Source organism: Lysobacter enzymogenes, assembly GCF_017355525.1.
GTDB lineage: Bacteria > Pseudomonadota > Gammaproteobacteria > Xanthomonadales > Xanthomonadaceae > Lysobacter > Lysobacter enzymogenes_C.
Genome location: NZ_CP067395.1, coordinates 1297856 through 1313291 on the forward strand (window position 1 = coordinate 1297856; position 15436 = coordinate 1313291).

Annotated in this window: 18 protein-coding genes and 1 tRNA gene; 15 read left to right on the forward strand and 4 right to left on the reverse strand. The window is 70.2% G+C overall.

The features are described from left to right. Window positions 1-264: 264 nt before the first annotated feature. Complete coding sequence (locus tag JHW38_RS05125; protein WP_207524936.1) at window positions 265-1413, reverse strand: pyridoxal phosphate-dependent aminotransferase; 1149 nt, start codon at window positions 1411-1413, stop codon at window positions 265-267. A 212-nt stretch (window positions 1414-1625) separates the two neighbouring features. Between JHW38_RS05125 and JHW38_RS05130 the strand changes: the two genes are divergently transcribed. The 6 genes from JHW38_RS05130 to ccmE all read left to right on the forward strand — a co-directional run bounded on the left by JHW38_RS05130 (window position 1626) and on the right by ccmE (window position 5112). Beyond that, entirely contained in the window at window positions 1626-2099 is a 474-nt protein-coding gene (locus tag JHW38_RS05130; RefSeq protein WP_207524937.1) for a DUF3293 domain-containing protein, read from the forward strand. Window positions 2100-2209: 110 nt separating this feature from the next. After that, the gene (gene ccmA / locus JHW38_RS05135; RefSeq protein ID WP_207524938.1) at window positions 2210-2854 is read left to right on the forward strand and encodes a heme ABC exporter ATP-binding protein CcmA; all 645 of its coding nucleotides are present in this window, start codon (window positions 2210-2212) and stop codon (window positions 2852-2854) included. Beyond that, window positions 2851-3591, forward strand: coding sequence for a heme exporter protein CcmB (ccmB, locus tag JHW38_RS05140; RefSeq protein ID WP_207524939.1), 741 nt, complete (start codon window positions 2851-2853; stop codon window positions 3589-3591). The genes ccmA and ccmB overlap by 4 nt, the downstream gene beginning before the upstream one ends. Before the next feature lie 128 nt (window positions 3592-3719). Then, window positions 3720-4472 carry a heme ABC transporter permease gene (locus tag JHW38_RS05145; RefSeq protein WP_207524940.1) on the forward strand — a complete coding sequence of 251 codons (753 nt, stop codon included), beginning with the start codon at window positions 3720-3722 and terminating at the stop codon, window positions 4470-4472. Continuing rightward, the gene (locus tag JHW38_RS05150; protein ID WP_207524941.1) at window positions 4469-4648 is read left to right on the forward strand and encodes a heme exporter protein CcmD; all 180 of its coding nucleotides are present in this window, start codon (window positions 4469-4471) and stop codon (window positions 4646-4648) included. The genes JHW38_RS05145 and JHW38_RS05150 overlap by 4 nt, the downstream gene beginning before the upstream one ends. Further along, on the forward strand, window positions 4645-5112 hold the full coding sequence (gene ccmE / locus JHW38_RS05155; RefSeq protein ID WP_207524942.1) for a cytochrome c maturation protein CcmE: 468 nt from the start codon (window positions 4645-4647) through the stop codon (window positions 5110-5112). The genes JHW38_RS05150 and ccmE overlap by 4 nt, the downstream gene beginning before the upstream one ends. Window positions 5113-5143: 31 nt before the next feature. On the opposite strand, the gene JHW38_RS05160 is transcribed toward ccmE, so the two are convergent. Then, window positions 5144-5241: transfer RNA gene (locus JHW38_RS05160), tRNA-OTHER, on the reverse strand. Here JHW38_RS05160 and JHW38_RS05165 point away from each other — a divergent pair. The 8 genes from JHW38_RS05165 (at window position 5215) to JHW38_RS05200 (ending at window position 12569) form a co-directional block, all read left to right on the forward strand. Further along, window positions 5215-7227: a heme lyase CcmF/NrfE family subunit gene (locus tag JHW38_RS05165; protein WP_207524943.1), complete on the forward strand. Its 2013-nt coding sequence runs from the start codon at window positions 5215-5217 to the stop codon at window positions 7225-7227. The two genes, JHW38_RS05160 and JHW38_RS05165, sit on opposite strands and share 27 nt — an antisense overlap. Further along, complete coding sequence (locus tag JHW38_RS05170) at window positions 7224-7817, forward strand: DsbE family thiol:disulfide interchange protein (RefSeq protein ID WP_207524944.1); 594 nt, start codon at window positions 7224-7226, stop codon at window positions 7815-7817. The genes JHW38_RS05165 and JHW38_RS05170 overlap by 4 nt, the downstream gene beginning before the upstream one ends. Before the next feature lie 80 nt (window positions 7818-7897). Beyond that, the gene (locus JHW38_RS05175; protein WP_207526260.1) at window positions 7898-8362 is read left to right on the forward strand and encodes a cytochrome c-type biogenesis protein; all 465 of its coding nucleotides are present in this window, start codon (window positions 7898-7900) and stop codon (window positions 8360-8362) included. Window positions 8363-8394: 32 nt separating this feature from the next. Beyond that, the gene (locus JHW38_RS05180) at window positions 8395-9411 is read left to right on the forward strand and encodes a c-type cytochrome biogenesis protein CcmI/CycH (protein ID WP_428995310.1); all 1017 of its coding nucleotides are present in this window, start codon (window positions 8395-8397) and stop codon (window positions 9409-9411) included. A 222-nt stretch (window positions 9412-9633) separates the two neighbouring features. Next, window positions 9634-10794 (forward strand): homoserine O-acetyltransferase MetX, encoded by a 1161-nt coding sequence (metX, locus tag JHW38_RS05185; RefSeq protein WP_207524945.1) that lies wholly within the window; start codon window positions 9634-9636, stop codon window positions 10792-10794. Continuing rightward, on the forward strand, window positions 10791-11387 hold the full coding sequence (locus JHW38_RS05190) for a cysteine dioxygenase family protein (RefSeq protein WP_242691216.1): 597 nt from the start codon (window positions 10791-10793) through the stop codon (window positions 11385-11387). Before metX ends, JHW38_RS05190 begins: the two co-directional genes overlap by 4 nt. A 161-nt stretch (window positions 11388-11548) precedes the next feature. Further along, a complete protein-coding gene (locus JHW38_RS05195) occupies window positions 11549-12001 on the forward strand; it encodes a DUF2214 family protein (protein WP_207524946.1) in 453 nt (150 codons plus the stop codon). A gap of 19 nt (window positions 12002-12020) precedes the next feature. Then, window positions 12021-12569: an AAA family ATPase gene (locus JHW38_RS05200; RefSeq protein ID WP_207524947.1), complete on the forward strand. Its 549-nt coding sequence runs from the start codon at window positions 12021-12023 to the stop codon at window positions 12567-12569. Between the two features lie 117 nt (window positions 12570-12686). On the opposite strand, the gene JHW38_RS05205 is transcribed toward JHW38_RS05200, so the two are convergent. After that, window positions 12687-13823, reverse strand: a complete 1137-nt coding sequence (locus tag JHW38_RS05205) for a S1 family peptidase (RefSeq protein WP_207524948.1) — start codon at window positions 13821-13823, stop codon at window positions 12687-12689. A gap of 379 nt (window positions 13824-14202) precedes the next feature. Continuing rightward, complete coding sequence (locus JHW38_RS05210) at window positions 14203-14469, reverse strand: DUF2845 domain-containing protein (RefSeq protein WP_207524949.1); 267 nt, start codon at window positions 14467-14469, stop codon at window positions 14203-14205. A 401-nt stretch (window positions 14470-14870) separates the two neighbouring features. On the opposite strand from JHW38_RS05210, the gene JHW38_RS05215 reads away from it, so the two are divergent. Continuing rightward, entirely contained in the window at window positions 14871-15422 is a 552-nt protein-coding gene (locus tag JHW38_RS05215) for a hypothetical protein (protein ID WP_207524950.1), read from the forward strand. Window positions 15423-15436 lie beyond the last annotated feature (14 nt).

Sequence of the window (15436 nt, forward strand, 5' to 3'; positions counted from 1 at the left end):
TGCGGCGGCCAAACCCGGGCCGACCAAACTGAGACATAGGACACGCCTCGCGATCGAGGGCGCGAAAGTCCTGCCCCCTTGACCCAAGGCAGCGACTGCATGACCGCGCCGGACGCGCGGCTCACGTAGATCGTTCTGTCCATGAACTCCCCATAGAAAACTACGGTTCTCTCCCGACCGCCTTAACGGCGCTCGTCCTCAGAGAGTAGACCGAAGCTGAAGCTTACGACAAGACCGGGTGAGATATCCATCTCAAGAATGCAATTAAAGTGAGACCAAGCGCTTGATTGCGGCATCCAAAGTGGCTTGGTTCTTGGCGAAGCACAGCCGCGCCAGGCGCTGGCCGGGCGGCGGCGACTCGTAGAACGGCGACAGCGGGATCGCCGCGACGCCCTTTTCGACCGTCAGCCAGCGGCAGAACGCGGCATCGTCGAGGTCGCTGACCTGCGAGTAGTCGACCAGTTGGAAGTAGCCGCCCGGCACCGGCAGCGGCTTGAGCCGGGTGGTCAATAGTTGCTCGCGGAAACCGTCTCGCTTGTCCTGGTAGAACGCGCCGAGCCGCAGGTAGTGCTCAGGCTCGGCCTGGATCATCTCGGCGAACGCCCACTGGGCCGGGGCGAAGCTGCAGAAGCTGTTGTACTGGTGGACCTTGCGCAGCTCGGCCGACAGCGCCGGCGGCGCGATGCAGTAGCCGATCTTCCAGCCGGTGCAGTGGTAGGTCTTGCCGAAGCTCGACACCACGAACGCGCGCTCGCGCAGCTGCGGATGGCGCAGCACCGACTCGTGGCGGCGGCCGTCGAACACGATGTGTTCGTAGACCTCGTCCGACAGCAGCCACACCCCGGTCGACGCGACGATTTCGCTGAGCCGGGCGATGTCGTCGGCGTCGAACATGGCGCCGGACGGGTTGTGCGGCGAGTTGACCATCAGCAGGCGGGTGTTGGGGCCGATCGCGGCGCGGACCCGGTCCCAGTCGACGGCGAAGGTGGCCGGATCCAGCGGCACGTGCACGGCGCGGCCGCCGGCCAGGTCGATCGCCGGCTCGTAGCTGTCGTAGCACGGGTCGAGCACGACCACTTCCTCGCCCGGCCGCACCACCGCCTGGACCGCGTCGAAGATCGCCTCGCTGGCGCCGGACACCACGGTGATTTCGGCGTCGGGGTCGGGGCGGTAGCCGTAGCAGGCTTCGGTCTTGTCGGCGATGGCCTGGCGCAGCGCCGGCACGCCGGTCATCGGCGCGTACTGGTTCTTGCCGTCGGCCATCGCCCGCGCCAGCGCGTCGACCAGGCGCTGGGGCACGTCGAAATCGGGAAAGCCCTGGCCGAGATTGACCGCCTGGTGCTCGAGCGCGAGCTGCGACATCACGGTGAAGATGGTGGTGCCGACTTTCGGCAGCTTGGTGGCGAGCGTCATGGGCGCAGCGTGGGTGGCGACGGAGAGCGACGAGTGTACGGAAACCGTGTTGCCGCCGGTGAGACAGGGTGAGGCGGCGGCGATGACGCATCGGCATATCCGTATCGCCAGCGCGGTGTTGCCATCGAGGCCGGGCGCGCGCGCCGGGACGCCGCCCGCCCCGCCGGTCGGGCGGATTTGCGCGCGGCGATGGCGGCCGCGACACTGGCCGCATGCGCGAACTGCACGTGGTCGACGCCGCCGAACTCGCCCTCGCCTACGCCGCCGCCGAGTACGCGGTGGCGCTGGACGGCGATGCCCTGCCCTTGCGCGTGGGCCGTCCGGCGCTCGACCTGGAAGCCTATTGGCCGGCCGCGCGCTACCTGTTCGTCAGCGCCTGGAACCCGGCCTCGCAGCCGCACTCCGACAGCGCCAACCAGGCCGCCGACGAGCGCCTGGTCGCGCGCCTGGACGCGGCCGGGGTGCAGCGCCACGCCGCCTGGGCCCAGGACCAGGCCGGCCGCTGGCGCGAACCGGGCTGGCTGCTGGCGGACCTCGACGACGCCCTCGCCAACGCCCTGGCGCGCGAGTTCGGCCAGGCCGGGGTGCTGGCGTGGCAGCGCGGCGAACCGGTGCGGCTGCGGATGCTGATCGCGCGCCCGGACGAGGCCGCGGCCAGCGAACACACCGAATGGGTGGCCGACTGAGGCCGGCCGCCTCGCCCCGCGTTCGTTATCCGGCGCGCCGCCGCGCTCACTGAACAGGGCGACTCGCATAAACTGCGCGATCCGCGGCCGCCCGGCCGCACGCCCGACCGGTGACCGCCCTGCACTCCGCCGCCCCACCGCTGCTGCACGCCCGCGGCCTGCGCTTCGCGCGCAACGACGAGCCCGTGTTCGGGCCGCTGGACTTCGCGGTCGAAGCCGGCGAGGCGCTGCTGGTGCAAGGCGACAACGGCGCCGGCAAGACCACTTTATTGAGAGTGCTGGCGGGGCTGCTGCGCGCCGACGACGGCGAGGTCGCGCTCGACGGCGAGCCGGCCGACCCGGCCCGGCGCGCGCGCGCGATCGCCTACCTGAGCCACCTGCCCGGCCTCAAGGCCGACCTCAGCGCGGTCGAGAACCTGGAGTTCCTGTGCGGCCTGCACGGCCGCCGCCCGAGCCAGAACCCGGCGCGCGCGCTGGCCACGGTCGGCCTGGCCGGCTACGAGGACGCGCTGGCGCGGCAGCTGTCGGCCGGACAGAAGAAGCGCCTGTCGCTGGCGCGGCTGTGGATGTCGCCGGCGCCGCTGTGGCTGCTCGACGAGCCCTACGCCAACCTCGACCTGGAAGGCATCGAGCTGGTCAACCGCATGGTCCAGGCGCACCTGCGCGAAGGCGGCGCCGCGCTGGTGACCACCCACGGCGCCTACGCCGCACCGCCGGTGCGCACCCGTCTGCTGGTGTTGGAGAAAGCCGCATGAGCGCGCCGGCACGGAGCCAGGCGACGCCCACGACGCCCGCCGCGAACGTGACCGTCGTCGCGCCCGGCCTAATCGGCGCGGCCCGCGCCCTGATCGCGCGCGACCTGCGCCTGCTCTGGCGCCGTCGCGGCGATGCCCTGCAACCGGCGCTATTCGCGTTGTTGATGGTGGCGCTGTTCGCCTTGGCGCTCGGCGGCGACCACGCCGCGCTGGCCAAGGTCGCCGCCGGAGTGCTGTGGCTGGCCTGCCTGCTGGCCGGGCTGCTGGCGCTGGACAGCCTGTTCCGCGGCGACGCCGAGGACGGTTCGCTCGAACAATGGATGCTGGCGCCGGTGCCGCTGGGTTGGCTGGTCGCGGTGCGCACCTTCACCCACTGGGCGACCACCTCGCTGCCGCTGTTGATCGCCGCGCCGGTGCTCGGCGAATTGCTGTACCTGCCGCGCGAGCAATTGCCGGTGCTGTTGCTGTCGCTGGCGCTGGGCACGCCGGTGTTGAGCTTGCTCGGCGCAGTGGTCGCGGCGCTGACGGTCGGGATGCGGCGCTCTGGTATCCTCGTGGCGCTGTTGGCCCTGCCGTTGTACGTACCGGTGCTGGTGTTCGGCGCCGGCAGCGTGGCCCGGGCGGCCCAAGGATTGGACCCGGTCGGCGGCTTGTTGCTGCTGGCCGCGATTTTGGCGGTAACGCTGCTGCTGGCGCCGCTGGCGGCCGCTGCGGCAATCCGCATCGCGCTGAACTGACGGCGCGGCGGCATAGTCCCAAGGCTGCACCCCGCAACGCCACGTCCTTAAACCGCGCGCCGCAGGGCGCGCACCACCGTCCAGGCCGCCGCGTGCGCCCAGACGCCAGACCGCGAACGAACCGCTGAATGAATCCGCTCGTCCTGTGGTTCCACAAACTCGGCTCGCCGCCCCTGTTCGACCGCTTCGCCGCGCGCTGGGCGCGCTGGGGCTACGGACTGGGCCTGCTGGTCATGGCCTGGGGCATCTACGGCGCCTTGTTCGTGGTGCCGCCGCACAGCGAGCAGCTCGACGGCTTCCGCATCTTCTACATCCACGTGCCGAGCGCGTGGATGAGCCTGGCGGTGTTCGCGCTGATGGCGATCTACTCGGCCATCGCCCTGGTCTGGCGGATCAAGCTGTGCGAGATCCTGGCGATGGCGTGCGCGCCGATCGGCGCCGGCTTCACCCTGATCACCCTGGCCACCGGCTCGATCTGGGGCAAGCCGATGTGGGGCACCTGGTGGGAATGGGACCCGCGCCTGACCACCGAGCTGATCCTGCTGTTCCTGTACCTGGGCGTGATCGGCCTGTACCACGCCATCGACGACCGCCGCAACGCGGCGCGCGCGGCCGGATTGCTGGCCATCGTCGGGGTCGCGCTGCTGCCGGTGATCCGTTACTCGGTGGTGTGGTGGAACTCGCTGCACCAGGGCTCGACCATCAACATGTTCGGCCAGTCGCACATGGACGCGAGCATGCTGCCGCCGCTGATCTGGATGCTGATCGGGACCAAGCTGTGGTTCGTCGGCGCGCTGCTGTCGCGCGCGCGCGCCGACAACCTGCGCCGCGAATCGGGCAAGGCCTGGGTCGCCGAACTGGTCGCGGGCAAGCGCGCATGACCCACCTTCCCTACATCGTCGGCGCCTACGCCGTGTTCGTGGTCGTGCTCGGCTGGGATTATCTCGCCACCGCGCTGCGGATCCGCCGCGAACTGCGCCTCGCCCGCCAGCGCGCCGAGCGCGCGCAAGCCCGCCCCGCGTCGCGCGACGACGCCTCCACCGAGTTGAGCCGATGAATCCGACCCGCCGCCGCCGTCTGCTGTGGGTGCTGGGCCTGGTCGCCGCCGCCGGCCTCGCCACCGCCTTGGTCGCCACCGCCCTGCAACGCAACATCGCCTACCTCTACACGCCCAGCGAAGTGCTGCGCGGCGAAGCCGGCGGGCAGGCGCGCTTCCGTCTCGGCGGCATGGTCGCCGGCGGTTCGTTCCAGCGCGCGCCGGGCTCGCTCGACGCGCATTTCAAAGTCACCGACGGCGACGCGCTGATGCCGGTCAAGTACACCGGCATCCTGCCCGATCTGTTCCGCGAGAAGCAGGCCGTGGTCGCCACCGGCCGCATGCAGGGCGACACCTTCGTGGCCGAGGAGATCCTGGCCAAGCACGACGAGACCTACGTGCCCAAGGAAGTCGCCGACAAGATGGGCCAGGCGCACAAGAAGCACGATGTGGCGGCGCCCGGCGGCAAAGAGGCCGCGCGTTGATCGCGGACGCAGCGGCGTCGCCGCGCGACCGCGGCGACCGCGGCGACGGTGGCTCGAACCTCGCGACCCGCGTTTTCTTCATTTTCGACAAGGCGCCGCCGCATGCTGCCTGAACTCGGCCAGATCGCCCTCATCCTCGCCCTGCTGATTTCGATCCTGCAGGCGGCCCTGCCGCTGGCCGGCGCGCAACGCGGCATCGATTCGTGGATGGCGATGGCGCGGCCGGCGGCGTACTCGCAGCTGGTGCTGGTCGCGTTCGCGTTCGCGATCCTGACCCAGGCCTTCGTGACCCAGGACTTCTCGCTGCGCTACGTCGCCGAGAACAGCAATTCGCTGCTGCCGGTGGCGTATCGCTACTCGGCGGTGTGGGGCGCGCACGAAGGCTCGCTGCTGCTGTGGGCGCTGGTGCTGGCGCTGTGGACCGGCGCGGTCGCGCGCTTCTCGCAGGCCCTGCCGGCGCCGGTGATCGCTCGCGTGCTCGGGGTCATGGGCGTGGTCAGCGTCGGTTTCCTGGCGTTCCTGATCTTCACCAGCAATCCGTTCGCGCGGCTGCTGCCGGCGGTGGCCGAAGGCCGCGACCTCAATCCGCTGCTGCAGGATCCGGGCCTGATCATCCACCCGCCGATGCTGTACGCCGGCTACGTCGGCTTCAGCGTGCCGTTCGCGTTCGCCATCGCCGCATTGCTCGACGGCAAGATCGACGCGCGCTGGCTGCGCTGGACCCGGCCGTGGACCAACGTCGCCTGGGCCTTCCTGACCCTTGGCATCGCGCTGGGCTCGTGGTGGGCGTACTACGAACTCGGCTGGGGCGGCTGGTGGTTCTGGGATCCGGTCGAGAACGCCAGCTTCATGCCGTGGCTGGCCGGCGCGGCGCTGCTGCATTCGCAGGCGGTCACCGAAAAGCGCGGCAGCTTCCGCGGCTGGACCTTGCTGCTCGCCATCGCCGCGTTCTCGCTGTCGCTGCTGGGCACCTTCCTGGTCCGCTCCGGCGTGCTGACCAGCGTGCACGCGTTCGCCGCCGATCCCTCGCGCGGATTGTTCGTGCTGATCTTCCTCGGCGTGGTCATCGGCGGCTCGCTGCTGTTGTACGCGCTGCGCGCGCCGTCGGCGCAGGACGATCCCGGCAAGCCGTTCGACTTCTCCTCGCGCGAAACCCTGCTGTTGGCCAACAACCTGCTGCTGACCACCGCCTGCGCGATGGTGCTGCTCGGCACGCTGTACCCGTTGCTGGCCGACTCGCTGAACCTCGGCAAGATTTCGGTCGGCCCGCCGTACTTCGCGCTGATGTTCGTGCTGCTGATGGCGCCGCTGGTGCTGCTGCTGCCGTTCGGCCCGCTGTTCCGCTGGCAGCGCGAGCAGGCCTCGCGGCCGGCGGCGATGCTGGTGCCGTGGGCCGGGCTCGCGCTCGGCGGCGCGATCGCCGGGTACTTCCTCGCGCCGCAAGGCCCGCTCAAGGTCGCCGCCGGCGTCGGCGGCGCGCTGTGGGTCGCGGCCGGCACCGCGCGCTTCGTGTGGTCGCGCCTGCGCGGCGACGGCGCGCGCTCCGGCGCCAAGCGCTTCACCGCCGAGATGCTCGGCATGACCCTGGCCCACTTCGGCGTCGCCGTGTTCCTGATCGGCGCATTGCTGGTCGAAGGCCTCAGCGTGCAGCGCGAAGTCGCGCTGGCGCCCGGCAAGAGCCTGGACCTGGGGCGCTACTCGTTCCGTTTCGACAACGTCAAGCACAGCGTCGGCCCGAACTACGAAGCCGATTACGGCACCGTGACCGTGTTCGACGGCGACCGCCAGCTGACCGTGCTGCATCCGGAGAAGCGCGCCTACGCCAGCGGCGGCCAGGTCATGACCGAAGCGGCGATCTCGCGCGGCGTTACCCGCGACCTGTACGTCGCCCTCGGCGAACCGCTCGGCAACGGCGCCTGGGCGGTGCGCGTGCACATCAAGCCGTTCGTGCGCTGGATCTGGATCGGCGCGCTGCTGATGATGCTCGGCGGTTTCGTCGCTGCGGCGGACCGGCGGTTCCGGGTCAAGGCCGACGCGCGCGCCGGCGCGGCGCCGCGACCGGCGGACGCGACGGTCGCGGGCACGAGCGCCATCGCAGGAGAGCAACAAGCATGAACACCCCCGTCCCCAACGGCGGCGCGCGCCGCGACAAGGCCCGCTGGCTGCCGCTGGCGATCTTCGCCGCGCTGGCGGTGCTGCTGGCTGCGGGCGTGTGGCTCAGCCGCAACCCCGACCGCGAGAAACTGCCGTCGCCGCTGATCGGCAAGCCCGCGCCGCAGTTCTCGCTGCCGGTGCTGCACGAAGCCGGGCACCTGATCTCGACCCAGGACCTGCGCGGCGCGCCGTACCTGCTCAACGTCTGGGGCAGCTGGTGCCCGGCCTGCCGCGACGAGCACCCGGTGCTGACCCGCTTCGCCGAAACCAAGCGCGTGCGCGTGGTCGGCTTCAACTGGAAGGACGAGCACGCCGACGCGCTGCGCTGGCTGGAGCAGTACGGCAACCCCTACTTCGTCGTCGTCGCCGACTACGAAGGCAAGGCGGCGATCGACTGGGGCATCTACGGCGCGCCGGAAACCTTCCTGGTCGACGCGGGCGGCATCGTGCGCTGGAAGTTCGTCGGGCCGCTGACCGACAAGGTGATCCGCGACGAGTTGATTCCCGAGCTGGAAAAACTCGGGCCCGAGCCGAACGGGACCGCGCGGTGAGCCGGCCGCGATCCCAGGCCGCCGCAGCCGGCGGCCGCCGCTTCGCCGTCGCCACGCGCAACGCGTTGGCCGCCGCGGCGCTGGCGCTTGGCCTGAGCCTGTCGCTGGCGGCGCCGCTGTCCGCGCAGCCGGCCAGCGACCCGCAGCCGCTGCGCTACAACGACACCGCCGAGGAACGCCGTTTCCACGCCCTGGTCGCCGAGCTGCGCTGCGTGATGTGCCAGAACCAGTCGCTGGCCGATTCCAACGCCCAGATCGCCCACGACCTGCGCCGCGAAGTGCTGGAGCTGATGCGCCAGGGCAAGAGCGACGCGCAGATCAAGGAGTTCCTGGTCGAACGCTACGGCGAGTTCGTGCTCTACCGTCCTCGTGTTGAATCCACCACCTGGCTGTTGTGGTTCGGCCCGGCGCTGGTGCTGTTGGCCGGCGGGTTCCTGGTCGCGCGGGTGATCCGCTCGCGCGGCGACGGTTCCGGCGCCACCGACGGCACGGCCACCGACTTGGGACGCAACCGGCGCGACGGCGACGAGGAACAGGAGTGGTGATGGCGGTGACGATGGGTTCGGGTTCCACCGCCATGTTCGCGATGGCGGGCGCGGCGCTGGTGATGTTCGTGCTCGGCTACGCCCTGCATCCGCTGTGGCGCGCGCGCCCGGCGCTGGGCGCGGGCCTCGGCGTGGCGATGGCGCTGGCGACGCTGGCGCTGTACCTCGGCCTGGGCACGCCGCGCGCGCTGCACTCCGAGCAGCGGCGCGCGCCGCAGACTCTGGCCGACGCGGTGACCCAGCTGGAAGCCGAGCTCGAACGCGATCCGAACCAAATCGAAGGCTGGCGCCTGCTGGCCAGCGCCTACACCGCCGAAGGCCTGGCGGTGAAGGCGCGCGACGCTTACGCGCGCGCGGTCAAGCTCGCTCCGGACAACCCCGACCTGCTCGCCGAGGCCGCCGAGGCGCGCGCCCTGGCCACGCGCGAACGCCGCTTCGACGAAGGCGCGGTGGCGATGCTCGAACACGCGCTGGAGCAGCAACCGATGCACCAGCGCGCGCGCTGGTTCCTCGGCATCGCCCAGCGCCAGGCCAACCGGCCCGCCGACGCCGCCAAGACCTGGGAACCGCTGCTGGCGGTGGTCCAGCCGGGCACCGCGGCGAGCCTGATCGACCAGATCAACGGCGCGCGCAAGGACGCCGGCCTGGAGCCGCTGGCGCTGCCGGCGCCGACCGCCGCGCCGGGCGCCGCGACCGCGGGCGGTCCGGGCCTCAAGGTCCGGGTCGAACTGGCGCCCGCGCTCAAGGCCAAGCTGCCGGCCAGCGCCAGCGTGTTCGTGCTGGCGCGCCAGGACGGCGGCCCGCCGATGCCGGTGGCGGTCGAGAAGCACCCGCTGGCGGCGTTCCCGCTCGACGTCGTGCTCGACGACGGCGACAGCCCGATGCCGACGATGAAACTCTCGCAGTTGCCGAAGGTGCAGGTGCTCGCGCGCGTGTCCGCGTCGGGCAACGCGATCCCGCAGCCGGGCGATCTGGCCTCGGCGCCGCAGAGCGTGGCCAGCGACCGCAAGGACACGGTGGTGGTGGTGATCGACCGCGTGGTCGAGTGACTCGCTGAAGCGGTCGTCACAGGACCAGCTTCGAACTTCAGTCCGTAGTCCTGCTCCGATGGCCGGCGCGGTCCCGGCCATATCGCGATAACGCATTCGCCGTTCCCGTCGCACCACCGTGCCGCGACGATGGTTTAGGCTGCACCGCGACCGCCGCGCGCCCGTTCGCGCGGCCCACCCGTTCGCCAGAACGCCGGCCCGCGCCGGCCACACGAGCAAGGCATGACCGAATTCATCCCGCCCGGCACCCGCCATATCGCCCTGCCCTCGCCGTTTCCGATGAAACGCGGCGGCGCCCTGACCGGCGCGCGCATCGCCTACGAAACCTGGGGCGAGCTCAACGCCGCGCGCGACAACGCGGTGCTGATCGTCACCGGCCTGTCGCCCGACGCACACGCCGCAGCCAACCCCGGCAACCCGGAACCGGGCTGGTGGGAGGCGATGCTCGGCCCCGGCAAGCCGATCGACAGCGAACACTGGTTCGTGATCTGCGTGAACTCGCTCGGCAGTTGCAAGGGCTCGACCGGCCCGGCCTCGGTCGACGCCGCCAGCGGCGAGCTGTACCGCCTGGAATTCCCCGAACTCTCGGTCGAAGACGGCGCCGACGCCGCCGCGCACGTGGTCCGCGCGCTCGGCATCGAACGGCTGGCCTGCGTGATCGGCAACTCGATGGGCGGCATGACCGCGCTGGCCTTGCTGGTGCGCCACCCGGGCCTGGCCCGCGCCCACATCAACATCTCCGGCGCGGCGCGCGCGCTGCCGTTCTCGATCGCGATCCGCTCGCTGCAACGCGAAGCGATCCGGCTGGACCCGCAATGGAACCAGGGCCGCTACGACGAGACGAATTACCCCGAATCGGGCATGCGCATGGCGCGCAAGCTCGGCGTCATCACCTACCGCTCGGCCTTGGAATGGGATGGACGCTTCGGCCGCGTGCGCCTGGACTCCGACCGCCTCGACGAGGAGCCGTTCGGCCTGGAATTCGAGGTCGAGAGCTACCTGGAAGGCCACGCCCGCCGCTTCGTGCGCCGCTTCGACCCCAATTGCTATCTGTACCTGAGCCGCTCGATGGACTGGTTCGACCTCGGCGATTACTGCGGCGGCGGCGACGGCCTCGACAATGATGAACAGGTGCGGCGCGGCCTCGCCTCGATCCGGATCGAAAAAGCCCTGGCCATCGGCGTGCACACCGACATCCTGTTCCCGTTGCAGCAGCAGCGCGAAATCGCCGACGGCCTGCGCGCCGGCGGCGCCGACGCGCGCTTCCTGCCGCTGGAATCGCCGCAGGGCCACGACGCCTTCCTGGTCGACATCGGCCGCTTCGGCCCGGCCGTGGCCGGATTTCTCGCCGAGCTGCGGACGGGCGTAGAATCGGCGGCATGAACGCCACCGACGCCCTGCCCGATCTCGACTTCCCCGGCCACGACAAGCTGGTCGCCGCCATCGACGCCGCGGTCGCCGCCGGCGACGAGCACGCGGTCACCGCGGCCTTGCGCAATACCCTGTGCAAGATGATCCGCGACCGCGACGTCAACCTGCCCGATTGCGTGTTCGACCCGATCGACGACCACTACGCCCGCCGCGAGCTCTACCGCAGCCCGGAACTGGGCTACAGCGTGGTCGCGATGACCTGGGGCCCCGGCCAGGGCACGCCGATGCACGACCACAGCGGCCTGTGGTGCGTGGAAGGCGTGTGGGACGGCGAGCTGGAGATCACCCAGTTCGAACTGCTCGAACGCAACGGCGAGAACTTCCGCTTCCGCGCCGCCGGCGGCATGCACGCCGGCCCCGGCAGCGCCGGCAGCCTGATCCCGCCGCACGAGTACCACACCATCCGCAACGCCAGCCAGGATTCGGTCGCGGTGTCGCTGCACATCTACAAGGCGCCGATGGAATGCTGCTCGATGTTCGTGCAGCGCGAAGGCGAATGGTTCCGCCGGGTCGACAAGACGCTGGAAACCGATCAGGCGGCTTGAGCCGTCGGCCAGGCGCCAGCGCAACGGGCGAAGACGCAAGCGCTTCGCCCGTTTTTGTTTGAATCGTTTTTGTTCGCCCCGCCTTTGTTCGACCCGTGCTTGTCCCGCCCGCTTTTCGCCCGCCGCGTTTTCGTAGCCGTCGCCCGCCTTCAGGCCAGCCCATGCTCACCGACCTGCTCCTCGCCGCCACCCACCACCTGCTGGTGTTCGCGCTGATCTCGATGCTGGTCGCCGAATCGGTGCTGCTGCGCGGCCCCGTCGATGCGGCGACGCTGCGCCGGCTGGCCGGGCTCGACGCCGGCTACGGCCTCAGCGCGGTCGCGCTGCTGGTCGTCGGCGTGCTGCGCCTGCTGTACGGCGTCAAAGGCATGGACTTCTACAACCACAACCCATGGTTCCATGCCAAGTTCAGCCTGTTCGTGCTGGTCGCTTTGCTGTCGATCCTGCCGACCGTGCGGTTCCTGCGCTGGCGCCGCGCGCTCAAGCGCGACCCGGACTTCCTGCCCGACCCGCGCCAGATCGGCGCGCTGCGCCTGTTGATCCGGCTGGAACTGGTCGCCGTGGCCGGCATCTTCGTCTGCGCCGCGGCGATGGCGCGCTACGGCGGCTTCTGAGCGCAGCCGCACCCCAGGCATGACCGCCGCCGCGCTCGACTTCGCCGGCCACCTCCTGATCCTGTCCGGCCCGCCCGGCGCCGGCAAGACCACGCTCGCGCGCGCCCTCGCCGCGTTGCCGGGCTCGACCAAGGCGCATCTGCACGCCGACGATTTCTTCCAGGCGATCAAGCACGGCGCGATCTCGCCGTACCGGCCCGAGGCGCACGCGCTGAACGCGACGGTGATGCAAGCGCTCGCGGCCGCCGCGCACGGCTATGCCGCCGGCGGCCTGCTCGCGGTGGTCGACGGCGTGATCGGCCCGTGGTTCCTGGCGCCGTTCCGCCGTCTCGCGGTGCCGGTGCATTACGTTGTGCTGCAGCCGCCGTTGCAGACCGCGATCGAGCGCTGCCGCACGCGCGGCTACGGGCTCGACGACGCGGCCACGATCGCCGCCTTGCACGCGCAGCTGTCGGCCCTGGACGGGCTGCAAGCGCATGCGCTGCCCATCGGCGAAGCGACCCCGGACCAGTCGCTGTCGCGGGTCATCGCAGCGCTCGCCAGCGGCGCGTTCGCGCTCGAACGTTGAACGCCGCGGATCGCGCGGCGCACAGCGTTCGCAACAAGTCCTGCCCGTGCATCGGCGCCCGCGTGGGGCGCCGTTGGCCGGATCCCGGCCGGCCGAAACGGCCGGCGCGGCCTGCGATTACAGCGTGACCAAGGTCAGCCCGTAGCGCTCGAGAATCGGATTGACCGGCTGGAACCAGGTGAACGCACCGAACATGCCGCAGTTGCTCTGCGCGCCGGGCGGAATATTGGCCGCCGAGGTCACGCCCTGCGCCTGCTCGGAGACATCGATCCAGCCGCCGCCGGAATCGCCGTAGCCGGCGCAGGCGTTGGTCTGGGTGAGCCCGTACACGATCCCGCCGATGCCGCTGCTGTTCGGCGCGATGTTGACGGTGACGTTCTTGGCGTTGACGAAACCGCACTGATAACCGGTCTTGTAACCCGAGCGGCACACCACCGAGTTGTGGAACGACTCGTAGCTGCCGCGCACGAAGAAGAAGCCGCCGGCGTAGTTGGTCACCAGCGGCAGCAGTTCGTGCTGATCGCCGACCGCGACCCAGGCGCGGTCGGCGACCGGAAACTCCGACCCGGCGATGTGGCCGATCGGCGCGCCGTCCATCCAGATCGACTCGCCGGCGACGCCGCAATGGCCCGCGGTGACGAAGCCCTTGGTCGCGCCCTGGCGGACCGCGAACCCGATCGAACACGAAGGCTGCGCGTTCTTCTGATAACCGACTCCGGTGTAGATCTGCGAACTCGCCTGCGGCGCGGCGTCCATGCGCTCGAAGCGCAGCACGCGGCTGTCGGCGCCGCTGTACGCGGCGAAATCGACCGCCCGCTCCAGCGCCTGCGGCGACATCCTCACCAGCACCGAATTGCTGGCCGGATCGACGTGCCACGCGTACACGCCGTCGAGCGGCCGGGTGATTCCAGGCAGGCGCAACCGCGAGCTGGCGTCCAGCCGGGCCTTGGCCGCGTCCAGCTCGGCGAGGCTGTAACGCACCTTGCGCAACGTCGTACCCGCCGGCGCGTCGGTCGCGCGCGGATCGGACGAAGCGACGATCAAGCGCACCGTGCCGTCGTCGCCGTTCTCGATCCAACTGCCGGCGTAATGCGCGCCCCAGCGGCGCTGCGCCTGCGCGACGCGCTGCGGCGCTTCGCGCTCGATGCGCAGCCACTGCGCGGTTTGCGCCGCGGACAGGCCCAGATCGCGCTGCGCGGCTTTGCGCAGCTCAGGGTTGGCTGGGAACGCCTCGGCCGGAGACGGCGAAGCCACGGCCGCAGACGCGGCCAGACACAAAACCGATGAAATCAGAGCGCGGGCGCCAAGGCGCGAGCGCGAAAGCACGGCGGGCATGCGAACCTCCTGTTGGATGCGGTATGGAAAACGCCGGACCGCGCCGAGGCCGGCGCGGCCGCATCCGCCGCGGAGGTCTTTCCGATGAGCCGCGCGCGAATGCGCGATCAGCTAAGCGCGCCGCCGCAGCGCGCGCACTTGCGTCGGTCACAGAAAGCGATTGTCCAGCCGATAAACGCAACCAATGCGCGCTCCGCCTGTGCGGCGGCGCACGTCGCGGCAAATCGATACATCCCGCAGGTTCGCCGTACCGCCGGCTCGAAGCGTTGGTTCGAGCCGGCCGCGCGCAGCGCGCGGATCAGAACACTTCCTGCACCTGGGTCACCTTGCCGTCGCGCACGGTGATCAACACGGTCTTGTTGCCGAGGAAGTATTCCATCCGTTCGCCCTCGTTGGCGCCGAACTTGTTTTCCACCGGCACGGTACGGCTGGGCTGGCCGGCGACTTCGAACACCCGGCCGACCGGATCGCCGACGCGGATGATCTTGTTGCCGAAAGCGACGGACTGGGCGAACGCCGCGAACGACAGCGCGGCAAGCAGCACGGTAGCGAGGATCTGGCGCACGGCAACTCCTTTGGGTGGCGCTTGGGGGATGGTTACTGCGCGGATCGTACCGATTCCGTGTCATCGCGCCTACTTACAAATCACACTTTTACATGCTTCGCGGCGAGCTGGCCGGATTGGGAAAACGCCGGCAAGAAAAAACGTTTTCACGCTTCCACGGCTGGATATCGGTGCATTGGGGCACCAGCGGTCAAGCAGGCGCCTGCGGCAAGACCGGCCTGCCCGAGAACGCATGAGGGCCATGCAAAGACGCCGGGAAAGAGTGCGTCCCACGGATTGGTGCAGCCGTGACGGCCCCGCGATACCCTGGCCCGCGGTGATCGCCCACCGACCGCGCGCCGGAAACCGATTCGGGCAACAGGCGACCGCTGTCGCCATCCACCAGACTGCAAACACAGGCCATGCTCTACACCCGGTTCGAAATCGGCGCAGGCGCGCCTATCCCCGAAGACGATCAAGGCCCTTTCGGCCCCGTCGCGGAACTGATTCCTTTCCAGCCCGAGCGGTTGACCACGCAGCAGGTCGCGGGTCGCCGCATCGATGAAGTTTCGTTCCATCTCGGCACTTACGGCATGGGCACCCCGGCCTTTTTCGGATTGCGCCTGGGGACGGACTGGCTGGTCGTCGCCCTGTGGGGCGCCAGTGGCTGGATCGTGGCCGAAAACCGGCATGTCTGGGACTCGCACTATCTCCGCAACGGTTCGCCGCGCCCTTGGGTAGACGGTGGCGACGACGAATTTTCCGCGCGGGTGATCGGACGCGCCATCGCGTCCGCGGAAGTTCATGCGACCTCGATGGAACTGATCCTGGACGACGGTTTCGCCATTCGCATAGATCCCGACCCCGCGACCCGCCCCGTCCACACTGGATCGCTCAAGCCGCAGGCCTTCAAACCAGACGACGACCTGAGGAAATCGGTGTTCCTCTGCCCGACCGACGATTTGTGGGTGTAGCCGGGCGAACCACC